The organism is Modicisalibacter tunisiensis (genome assembly GCF_020148005.1).
Lineage (GTDB): Bacteria > Pseudomonadota > Gammaproteobacteria > Pseudomonadales > Halomonadaceae > Modicisalibacter > Modicisalibacter tunisiensis.
On sequence record NZ_JAGXFD010000001.1, the window covers coordinates 2,461,422 to 2,472,293 of the forward strand.

Annotated in this window: 10 protein-coding genes; 1 reads left to right on the top strand and 9 read right to left on the bottom strand. The window is 65.5% G+C overall.

The features are described 5' to 3' along the window. Positions 1-2: 2 nt before the first annotated feature. From fliH to fliF, 3 genes are read right to left on the bottom strand one after another with little or no spacing between them, the layout of a single operon-like run. Positions 3-773 (bottom strand): flagellar assembly protein FliH, encoded by a 771-nt coding sequence (gene fliH, locus KGQ91_RS11520; RefSeq protein ID WP_163649435.1) that lies wholly within the window; start codon positions 771-773, stop codon positions 3-5. After that, a complete protein-coding gene (fliG, locus tag KGQ91_RS11525; protein ID WP_163649436.1) occupies positions 766-1,761 on the bottom strand; it encodes a flagellar motor switch protein FliG in 996 nt (331 codons plus the stop codon). Before fliG ends, fliH begins: the two co-directional genes overlap by 8 nt. Then, positions 1,758-3,560, bottom strand: a complete 1,803-nt coding sequence (gene fliF / locus KGQ91_RS11530) for a flagellar basal-body MS-ring/collar protein FliF (RefSeq protein WP_163649437.1) — start codon at positions 3,558-3,560, stop codon at positions 1,758-1,760. Before fliF ends, fliG begins: the two co-directional genes overlap by 4 nt. Before the next feature lie 334 nt (positions 3,561-3,894). Between fliF and fliE the strand changes: the two genes are divergently transcribed. Then, positions 3,895-4,224, top strand: a complete 330-nt coding sequence (gene fliE / locus KGQ91_RS11535; RefSeq protein WP_163649438.1) for a flagellar hook-basal body complex protein FliE — start codon at positions 3,895-3,897, stop codon at positions 4,222-4,224. A 109-nt stretch (positions 4,225-4,333) separates the two neighbouring features. Here the strand turns inward: fliE and KGQ91_RS11540 are convergent, their stop codons facing one another. The 6 genes from KGQ91_RS11540 to KGQ91_RS11565 form a co-directional block, all read right to left on the bottom strand. After that, positions 4,334-7,135, bottom strand: coding sequence for a sensor domain-containing phosphodiesterase (locus KGQ91_RS11540; protein ID WP_224421038.1), 2,802 nt, complete (start codon positions 7,133-7,135; stop codon positions 4,334-4,336). 7 nt (positions 7,136-7,142) lie between these two features. Then, entirely contained in the window at positions 7,143-7,517 is a 375-nt protein-coding gene (locus tag KGQ91_RS11545; protein ID WP_224415042.1) for a flagellar protein FlaG, read from the bottom strand. A 128-nt stretch (positions 7,518-7,645) separates the two neighbouring features. Continuing rightward, positions 7,646-8,191: a FlgO family outer membrane protein gene (locus KGQ91_RS11550; protein ID WP_224415041.1), complete on the bottom strand. Its 546-nt coding sequence runs from the start codon at positions 8,189-8,191 to the stop codon at positions 7,646-7,648. A 13-nt stretch (positions 8,192-8,204) separates the two neighbouring features. Beyond that, a complete protein-coding gene (locus tag KGQ91_RS11555) occupies positions 8,205-8,864 on the bottom strand; it encodes a hypothetical protein (protein ID WP_224415040.1) in 660 nt (219 codons plus the stop codon). A gap of 131 nt (positions 8,865-8,995) precedes the next feature. Beyond that, positions 8,996-9,988, bottom strand: a complete 993-nt coding sequence (locus KGQ91_RS11560; protein WP_224414865.1) for an IS30 family transposase — start codon at positions 9,986-9,988, stop codon at positions 8,996-8,998. 154 nt (positions 9,989-10,142) lie between these two features. Beyond that, entirely contained in the window at positions 10,143-10,820 is a 678-nt protein-coding gene (locus tag KGQ91_RS11565) for an ELKS/Rab6-interacting/CAST family protein (protein ID WP_224415039.1), read from the bottom strand. Positions 10,821-10,872: the final 52 nt, after the last annotated feature.

Sequence of the window (10,872 nt, forward strand, 5' to 3'; positions counted from 1 at the left end):
GCTCATGCGCCGTTCTCGCTATCCGCTGACGACGCTTCGGCCGAACCGTCGCCGGGCTCGCCGTGACGGCGTCGCACCTGGTCGGCGATGGCCGCCCAGCGGGTCTCGAGCGTGGCGTCCAGATCGCCGCTGGCGCTGGTGGCGCGACACCCGCCGCGCTGGATGGTGTCGTCGGGCTGCAGTTGCCAGCCGGCGGCCTCGAACTCGTGACCCAGGTGGGCCTTGACCAGCGTCAGGTCCGCCGGATGCAGCCACAGGCGCGGCCGGCCCGAGAGGGCCGGCTCGACATGCAGAAGCTCGCGGACGATGTCGAGGATGACCTCGGGACGTGCCTCCAGCGCCTCGCCGGCCAGCTGCCGCCCCGTGGCCAGGGCCAGATCCACCAGCTGTTCGGCCAGGCTCTGATCGAGCTCGTCCAGCGCGGCGCGAAACTGCTCGGCGAGCGGCCGCAGCGGGCGCAGGGTCTGCTCGATCTCCTGGCGCATCTGCTCGTCGCCGGCCTCGCGACCCGCCTTCAGCCCCTGTGCGTGGCCTTCCTGCTCGCCCCTGGCGAGGCCTTCCCGGTAGCCGGCCTCGTAGGCCTCCCGGCGGGCGGCCTCGCGCTCGGCGTCGAGGCGGGCCTGGTGTTCGAGGGCCCGGCGGCGGATGGCCTCGCGCCGGGCACGGTCGCGGGCCTGGCGATCGACGCCTGAAGCGGCCGAGTCCAGCTCGTCCATCTGCCAGCGCTGCCAGTCGCCGGTGTCGTGTTCGGGCTCGGTGAGCCGGTCAGACATAGGTGTCGTCTCCGCCGCTCAGCACGATCTCGCCGCTGTCCGCCAGGCGGCGCACGACCTGCAGGATCGCCTTCTGCTCGGCCTCGACCTGCGAGACGCGGATGGGGCCGCGGGCCTCCAGGTCCTCCTGCAGCATCTGTGCCGCGCGCTGCGACATGTTGGCCATGAACTTCTCGAGCAGGACGTCCGGGGCGCCCTTGAGCGCGACCACCAGCGAGTTGGTCTCGACCTCCTTGAGGATCAGCTGGATGCTGCGGTCGTCCAGGTCGACCAGATTCTCGAACAGGAACATCTCGTCGACGATCTTCTGGGCGAGGTCCTCGCTGTGGGCGCGGATGTTCTCGATGGCGACCTCCTCCTGGGAGGCATTCATCAGGTTGAGGATCTCGGCAGCGGTTCTCACGCCGCCCATCTTGCTGCGCTTGAGGTTCTGGCCGTCGAGCATGCCGCTGAGTACCTCGGTCAGCTCCTGCAGGGCGGCGGGCTGCACGCCGCTGAAGGTGGCGATACGCAGCACCACGTCGTTGCGCAACTTGTCGTCGAAGTGCTGCAGCACGTCCGCCGCCTGATGGCGCTCCAGATGCACCAGGATGGTGGCGATGATCTGCGGGTGCTCGTCGCGGATCAGCTCCGAGACCATCGAGGGTTCCATCAGGTTCAGCGAGTCGATGCCCGAGCTGGAGCTGGTGCTCTCGAGGATGTCCTCGATCAGGCTCGAGGCGCGCTCGCTGCCCAGCGCCTTGGTCAGCACCGAGCGGATGTGGTCGCTCGAGTGCAGGTTGATGGCGCTGAACTGCTCGGCCTCGTCGTGGAAGTCGGCCAGCACCTTCGCCATCTCCTCGTGGGAGACCTGGTCGAGGCCGGCCATCTCCATGCTCAGCTCCTGGACCTCCTTGGGCGACAGGAACTTGAAGACCTCGGCCGCGCTGTCCTCGTCCAGCGAGAGCAGCAGGATCGCGCCGCGGCGGGCGCCGCTCATTTCGCTCATTGTTCGCTCATCCAGCTTCTGACGATCATGGCTACCAGCCGCGGGTCTTCCTGGGCTATCTCGCGGACATCCTTGAGGTTCTGTTCATAGGCCGAGGACTGCCGGCGACGGCGTGTCTGGACCGGCTCGGGCGCGGCCGCGGATTCCCCGCTCGCCGCTTCGCCGGATTCCAGTGCCGACTCGGCGGAACTCGGCGTGCGCAGGGCGCCACCCGAGGCCCCCTGGGCGATCGGCTGCGCCGTCTGACGCTTGATCAGCGGGCGCAGGATCAGCAGCCACAGGAACAGCGCCGCGAGTGCCACCAGCAGATAGCGGCCCAGGGTCAGTGCCAGCTGGATGATCTCGGGCGACTGCCACCAGGGCGTCGGCGGCACGCTGGTATCCTTCTGGGTGAATGGCGAGTTGACCACCTCGACGGCATCCCCGCGCGTGGCCGAGAAGCCCACGGCCTGTCGCACCAGCCGGTTGATGCTGGCCATCTCCTGGTCGCTGAGCGGCTTGCGAACCGTCTCGCCCTGGTCGTTGACCGCATCGCGGTAATTGACCACCACGGCCACCGACAGGCGATCGACGCCGCCGCGCTCGAAGCGGACGTGGTCGACCTGGCGATCCACCTCGTAGTTGACGGTGTCGCTGCTCTGCAGGCGACGCTTGGGCGAGTTGTTGCCCTGGGCGTTGGTCCCCTGGGCGTTGGCCCTCGGGTTGTTGGCGGCGTTGTTGGCCGCATTGTTGCCCGGGGCCTGGCCGGCGTTGCCTTGTCCGTTCTGGCCGTTCTGGCCATTGTCGATGGGCGAGGCGGCCGCGCCGGGCGGGGTGTTGGTCAGTGCGCCCGGCACACCCCGGGCCAGCTCGTCGCCGCCGGTATAGGTGGCATCGACCTGGCGGCTGCGCACCGCGGCCTCGTTGGGCGGCTGGTTGGGGCCATAGTGCTCGGCGGTGCGCTCCCGGCGGGAGAAGTCGATCTCGGCGGAGACCTGGGCGCGCACGTTGTCGGCGCCGAGGATCGGGGCCAGGATGCGCTCGATGCGCCGGCGGTAGTTCTTCTCGACCTTCTGCACGTAGTCCAGCTGGGTGCCGTCGAGACCGTTCAGGTCGCCGTCGCTGCGCGACAGCAGGCGGCCGTCCTGATCGACCACGGTGACCGCGTCGGTGGCTAGGTCGGCGACACTGCTCGAGACCATGTGGACGATGGCATTGACCTGGCCCTCGCCGAGCACGCGGCCCGGCTGCAGCGTCAGCACCACCGACGCCTTGGCGGGCTCGCGCTCGCGCACGAAGACCGACGGCTTGGCCAGCGAGAGGTGCACGCGGGCCGTGGAGACCGGCCCCAGCGCCTGGATCGACTGGGCCAGCTCGCCTTCCAGCGAGCGCTGGTAGTTGACGTGCTCGGCGAACTGGCTGATGCCGAAGGCCTGGTTGTCCATCAGCTCGAAGCCGACGTTGCCGCCCTTGGGCAGGCCCTGCTCGGCGAGCTGCAGGCGCAGCAGGTGGACCTGGTCGGCGGGGACCATGATTGCGCCGCTGCCCTCGCTGAAGCGGTAGGGAACGCCGCGCTTGTCCAGCTCGCCGACGATGCGACCGCCATCGGCGTTGGTCAGGTTGCTGTAGAGCACGCGGTAGGTGGGGCTCTGGGCCCACAGCAGCAGCACCGCGATCAGCGCGATCGCGGCGGCCGCGGCGATGATCAGCGGGATGCGCGGATTGCCGCGCAGCTTGTCGAGCCACCCGGCGGCCGAGGCGGAGCCGCCCCCCGTGGCGGGGCGCTTGGCGGAGGAGGACGACGTGGCGGCGTCGCTCATGCGAGCCTCCGCGTCAGGGTCCGGCCTGTCCGGGAAGGGGCGTGATGGTCGTCCCGGCGTGTCCGGGGCGCTGCAAGTCGCATAATCGGATTCGGCTCCAGCATCCTGTGTCTGGCCGCGGCCTGCTTGCCGGTGTGATGATGTCGTCGCTGTTGCCGGGCGTGGCGCCCGGGGGGCGGCAAAATCAGGGCGGTCGTTTGATGGAGGTCATTATCCGGAGCCGCCGTCACCCTAAAGGCGAGAAAAGCCCGGTTTTTGTCCGTCATTTGCCGTCATGCCGGAAGACGGGGGGTTGGTAGGCTTGCGGCATCATTTTCCGTCGAGAGGATTTTCCATGAGCAGCACGCCTGCCATGCAGTCGGCACTCGAGCAGATGAAGAGCCTGGCCGCCCAGGCGGGTGCGTCGTCAGCCGCCCGTCGCGTCGACACCACGGTCGGCCAGGGCGGATTCGCCGACGCCCTGCAGTCCTCGCTCGAGCGCATCAATCACCTGCAGCAGACCTCGAAGGCCAGCAGCCGCGCCTTCCAGGCCGGCCAGCCGGGGGTGTCGCTCAACGACGTGATGGTCGACATGCAGAAGGCCAGCGTCGCCTTCGAGATGGGCACCCAGGTGCGCAATCGCATGGTGTCGGCGTACAAGGAAGTGATGAACATGCAGGTGTAGGCTTTTACCCGCCTGTGAGGAGGCCGCGTCGGGAAAGTCTACCGACGCGGCCTTTTCTTTTGCCTGTCCGTCCTGGCTTGCCGAGCTTGCCTTCTCCGCGCCGGTGGCGTCACTGGCTGCGTGGCGGACCGAATCGCAGCGTGCGTTCGGGGCGGGCAAGCAGATAGCCCTGGGCCCGCTGGCAGCGCAGACGGTTGAGGAAGTCGAGCTGGGCGGGCGTCTCGATCCCCTCCGCGCAGACGCGACGACCGAAGCCGTGGCACAGCGTCAGCAGCGATTCGACGATGGCGCGGTCCTCGCTGGCCCCGGGCAGGCCGGCGATGAAGGACTTGTCGATCTTGACCGTGTCGAAGGGAAACTGCTTGAGGTGCGAGAGCGAGGAGAAGCCGGTGCCGAAGTCGTCCAGCGCGATGGCGATCGACTGGCGGTGCAGGCGCTCGAGCTGCCTGCCGACCCGCCGGGGCGACTGGATGAGCGCCGTTTCGGTGACCTCGACTTCCAGCGCCCCGTGGGGCAGGTCTCGCGCCGCCAGGGCCTGCACGATGAACTCGGGCAGGTCCCGGTCGTCCATCAGCTGAACGGCGCTGATGTTGACGCTGATGAAGAAGCCGGCGGGCAGGCGGTGGCGATCCGCGACGAGGCTGTCCAGGGCGCGTTCGATGATCCAGCGGCCCACCTCCAGCATCATGCCGCTTTCCTCGAGTACCGGGATGAACACGTCCGGCGTGATGCTGCCCAGCTCCTCGTCATGCCAGCGTAAGAGGGCCTCGGCGCCGCAGGGCGACGACAGGTCGTCCAGCGCCCACTGCGGCTGGAAGTTGAGAAAGAAATCCCCGCGCGTGAAGGCGCCGGCCAGCCGTCGTTCGAGGGTCTCGTGACGGCTGACTTCATCGAGCATGCCCGCCAGGTACTGGCGAAAGCGGTTGCGGCCGCCCTGCTTGGCGCGCATCAGGGCGGCGTTGGCGCGTCGCAGCAGTTCCTCCGGCGCCAGGTCGCCCTGAGCGTCGATCGCCAGGCCGGTGCTCACCGTCAGCTGCAGACCCTCGATGGCCTGGAAGGCGTGATTCTCGACAGTCTTGCGCCAGCGTTCGGTCAGCGCCACCGCGTCGTGGCTGTCCGCCACCCGGGTGGCCAGCGCGAACTCGTCGCCGCCCACGCGGGCCAGCAGGGTGCCGGGATGCGCGCCGGCCAGCCGCTCCAGCACCTGGGCCAGTTCCTGCAGGGTGGCGTCGCCCCGCTGGGTGCCGTGGGCCTCGTTGAGCCGCTTGAAGCGGTCGGTGCCGTAGACGGCGACCAGGCGCAGCGGACGCCGGGCATCGGCCTCGTCGCCAGTGTGGGCCAGGGCCTGCAGGAAACCGTAGCGGTTGAGCTGGCGGGTCAGGATGTCGTGCCGGCTGATCCAGTCGATCTCGCGCTGGGCCTGGAGGCTGTCGCGCAGATCGCGGGCGACGATGATGTAGTTGCTGCGCCCGGTGGCGGGGTGCGTGATGCGCTGGATGACCGCCTGCACGGGAATCTCGCCGCCATCCCGGCAGCGCAGGTTGAGCTCGAGGCGCAGCGAGCGGGTGGCGGTGTCCAGCGAATACAGCCGGTTGTGCAGGGCGTCGATCGCCAGTGCCGCGTTCAGCGCCTCGCCGGGCATGGTGAGCAGCTCGGCTTCGCCGTAGCCGAGCTGGTTCAGGGCGCCCTGGTTGCAGTAGCTGAAGCGCCGGCTTGCCTCGTCGACGATGAGGATCACGTCCAGGGTCGCGTCCAGGGTGGCGCGGAACTCCTCGAGCGCGGCCTGCAGCCGGTCGCGCTGGCGGGCATCATGGAAGGCGCGCACCATGCGTCCGCCGAGCTGCTTGAGCGGCGCCAGGGCGTTCAGGATGGACGGATCGGGCGCATGGCCCAGATTGGCGACGACCAGCGTGCCGATGACGCGCTCGTTGCGCAGGAAGGGCACCAGCAGGGCGTTGTGCAGCGGCGGGTGGGTGGCCGGCAGGCGCGACTGGTCCATGGCCTGGATATCCGGCGGGGCCAGGTACTGGACGCTCGGCCGACGGAAGGCGCCGCCGGTCATGACGTCAAGCGTCGCCATCGACAGGTTGCGGCCGCCGTGGAGGAAGAATTCCTGCATGGCGGGCGAGACGTCGCCCAGCGAGAGGCCGAGGATTTCCAGGGTCTCGGGCTCGGGGGCGTCGGCAGGCTGCATCACGCCGACCAGCCCGTATTCCCCCTGCAGGCAGTGCAGCACGTCGTCGAGCAGTTCCGCGAGGATCAGGCGCGGTGCGTCGCCGGCGATGTGGCGCCGCTCGATGTGACGCAGCAGATCGCCGAGAAAGGCCGCCGGGTCGACCGGGTGCGAGGTGCCGGGCGCCGTGCCCCCCGTGAGTCGGGAGGTCTCCTGGCGCCGGGCGATCTCCAGCGAGGTCAGGCGGGCCAGGCTCTCGAGGATGTCGCGCTGGTGGGGACCCAGGGTGCGCGGGCGGGTGTCGATGATACAGAACGTCCCCAGTACCTGGTGATCGGGGCCGTGAATGGGCGTGCCGGCATAGAAGCGAATATGCGGCGCGTCCGTGACCAGCGGGTTGTCGGCGAAGTGCGCGTCCTTGCGGGCGTCCTCGATGACCAGCGTGTCCTGCCGGTTGATGGTGTAGCCGCAGAACGCATGCTCGATCGGCGTCTCGCGCAGGGTGGTGCCGCAGGCCGACTTGAACCATTGACGGCGCTCATCGACCAGGCTGACCAGCGCGATGGGCACGTCGAGCAGTCGACACGCCAGGCGCGTCAGCCGGTCGAAGCGCTCCTCGTCCTCGGTGTCGAGCAGCTGCACCGCCTTCAGCGCCGCCAGGCGCCGCGGATCGCGTAGCCGATCCGTTGTGGAGTGCTGGTCGTCGTTGCCGTGCCGGGGGTGCCACAGGGAAATCAAGAGAATCTCATGCCTCGATGTGGATCAAGCGACCCTGCATGTCCGAGAGGCTGGCGGCGACGCGCAGCAGCTCCTCGCTGGGAATCTGACGAATCAGCTCGCCGCTTTCCCGGTCGATGACGCGTGTCACGATGCGGCCGTCATGCGAGTGCAGGTCGAACTCGATGCCGTAGTTCTTCATCGCCGCATTGACGCGCTGAAGCGGCTCGGCCAGGTCGCTGCGGGTGGCCGCGGACGCCTGGTTTGCCTCGTCCGGCGAGTCGCCGGGCGGTGGCGTCAGGTTGGCCAGCAGGCGTTCGAGCCGCTGCTGGGGTGTCGCATCGGTCACGGGTGACATCTTGCCGGGCTGGGTGGCGGCCACGTCGGTCAGCGGTGTGCTCATGCTCGAACTCCCCGCAAGCGCCGCGGCGACGCAGCGCTTGCGTCATTGTTGTCGATATCGGGATAAGCCTGTCTTAAGCATATCGGCGGTTGCCGATGGAACTTGAGCCGGATCGCTGCACGATTGTTCTACCACTGGGCCGGCAGCATGGCGCGAGTATTGCGATCCAGCGGGATGGCGGTGCTGGCGGCCCCCAGCACGCGGTTGTCGCTCGTGCGCACCAGCCGCACGTTGACGTAGGCGGTGGTTCGGCCGCGCCCGTAGGTGCCGACCAGGATCGCCTGGGCATTGTGCGAGGCACTGAGCCGGCGGATGTCGCGGGAGAGCATCAGCTCGCCGGTGCGCTCCTCGATGAACAGGCTCTGGCGCATCCTGACCTCGAGGATGTCGATGCCGGCCCGGGTCAGCGACGAGGCGAACAGCTCGGCCAGGGTGCGGCCGAAGGTCGAGGATTCGTGCAGGTCGTCGACATTGACGAAGGTGGCCACCACCACTGGCTGGTCCGGGGCGAGCCCGCGGGTGTTGGCCAGCAGGTCGGCGGTGCTGTCCTGGACCCGGGCGATCACGTCGACGGTGTCCTCGGCGTTGGCGATCCGGCTGCCGCCGGAGCTGACGCAGCCGGCCAGCGAGACGAGCAGGGCCAGCAGGGCGGGCAGTAGCAGGGCGCGGTGCATGGTCAGGCTCCTCTTACCAGGTGCTGGAGACGGGCAGCGGCCGCGAGCCGGCGTACTGGCCCGCGTCATCGCCGTTGATGTAGTACAGGTTGGACGAGGAATAGAGCACGCGATCGTCCTCGGTCACCCGGGTGGTGATGATCACCTCGTGATTGCTGACCGACTCCCAGCTGCCGCTGAACAGGTCCGCCAGACCCGCCGCGGGGATCAGCGCCAGGGCGGGTTCCCCCCATTGGTTGATCGGCAGGGTCGCCACCGCGATGCCGGCGGAGAGGGCGGTCCAGGTGCCGCGCGGCGCGCGGGCATCGCGCCGCGCGCGGTGTTCGACCGTCTGCACGTCATAGGTGACGCGGGCGGTGTTGCCGGGTGCGGTGCGCACCAGCGCTCCCTGCGAGACCAGTCGGCTGGTCAACAGTTCCTGATAACTCTGCGCGAAGGTCGAATTCTCGCCGTTCGGGTCGATATACAGCGCCTTGCCGCGCAGCGCCCGACTGCGCAGCATGCCCTGCGCCTCGTTGGCGGCCAGCACGTCCCAATGGTGAGCGGCCTGCATCTTGCGCTGGGTGTTGTAGGGGTAGGTGGCCGCCATCGGCACCTGGGTGGTGTTGACCGCGAAGCAGCCGCTCAGCAGCAGCGCGCTGCCGAGGCCGGCAAGAATCCATCTGCGTGACATGGGCAAGCCTTGTGGTGAAGGGCGAGAGCGTCGGCTCGCAGGTTTTTCGTTTTCCTCAGTTGGGTTATCGGCAGATAGTGGAAAAACTTTATTTTGCCCAGCTGGAGGCCCAGCGAACTCTGATCCTGAATTCAATCAATAAGCGCAGCACCTGCGGTATCCAGGGCTCCTGAGTATTCTCCCAGGAACACCTGTGCCGGTGTCAGATAGCCGAGCCGTTTTCGTGGACGGTCATTCAGTTTTCTGACCACCCTGCGCAGCTCGGCATCGGTGACCTGACGGAAGTCCGTTCCCTTGGGGAAGTACTGCCGTATCAGGCCATTCGTGTTCTCATTGGTCCCCCGCTGACCGGAGCAGTAGGCATCACAGAAGTACGTCGCTGCTGTCACTGCCTTGGCCACGGCTTCGTGGTCGGCGAATTCCGAGCCATTGTCCAGCGTGATGGTCTGGACAGCGCCCCGGCGAGGCTTCAGCAGGCGGATCATGGCGGCTTTCGTCAGCTTCGCTGAAATTTTCGGCAGCCGCGCCGCCAGCAGATAGCCGCTGCGGCGCTCAACCAGCGTGACTAAGCCCGATTGTTTGTGGCCCTGGATCACGGTGTCGCCCTCCCAGTGGCCGATGAAGCGCCGGTCATTGACCGCCGTTGGACGGTGTTCGATTCCCACGCGGTTGGGGATCTTGCCGAGCCCTGCGCTCTTGGCCTGGGCACGGTGCTTGCTGCGACGCTTGGGCTGACGGAGGTATTGCCAGAGATCACCACCACGGGCCTTGTCATCCCAGATCAAGGAGTAGATCCATTGGTGACTCACGCCTATGCCGACCAAGGGCGCCATGAAGCCGCTGATCTGCTCCGGGCTCCACTCCTCACGCAGCCGGTCGGCAACGGCGGTGATCATGCTGGGCAAGCGCTTCGTCCACTTCCAGGCGGTGCGCCGCCGGTGATCACTACGGGCCTGGGCCTGTTCGGGGTCGTAGCCGCTGGCAGTGGCGTTGCGGCGCAGCTCACGGCTGATTGTGCTGCTGTGGATGCTCAGTTCCCTGCCGATCTGGCGCTGGCTGATGCCCAAGTCATAGCGGGCGTGGATCTGGTATCGTTGGGTCTGGGTCAGCTGTCGGTATCCCATGCTCTGCTTCACTTTGGTCGGTAAAGCAGGGAGGGTACCGGCGCTGGCCCTCCTCCCTCCACCGTGCGGTCCAAAGTGCTGCGGTTATTCTATGAATCCAGGGATAAAAATGGAGGTGGCTCACGCCCGTAACCAGTGCAAATCCAGTAGAATATTAGGTTTTCGCAAGATACAGGAGTTTTTTTATGCTTTCTTTTTTTTCAAGAAAAAAGCAATTTTCTATGATTTTGTACAGAAGTGAGTTTTCTTTAAGGCGTCTTGCTACGTTATGCTCCTCTTGCTCTAAAATAAAAATGTGAATGTTTTCTTGTGTTTTTATTTTATCCCAGTGCTTTTCTTCATCAGAGTGGTCGCCAAAGAAAAGGTAGTACAAGGTGTTTTCAGAGAAATATGAATTTATTTCTCTGTATTTAATGTATTCGATTTTTCTGGTGTAGTTTTTCCACCTGTTTTCTGCAACTAGAGATTCGTCAATGCTAAATTGGGGAGAAAAGCATATGCATGATTTTGCTTTTACTATAGATGAAAATATTATAGCAATAAACCCACCCATGCTGTTGCCTAAGAGAAAAACTTCTTTTTCATAAATATAGGGCCTAAGTAAGCTCGCAATAAAGTCCAAATCTATGCTGTTCCCCCAAGTTCTTTTTTTGTCAATGATGAATATTGATATCTCAGATTCAGTAGCATTCTTAAATTCTTCTTTTTGTATTTCTATGCCTCCAAGGGAGAATCCTACCCCTGAAAAGCATATGCAGGCTTTTTTTTTCATCCCCTTTGGGTTTTTCGATATAGATACCTTAACCAAGTCATCCTCAAAAATATTATGCATCGAATTAATTCCTGTTTTTAAGTGTTATAAGCGATTGAGAGGCGTTTTTTAA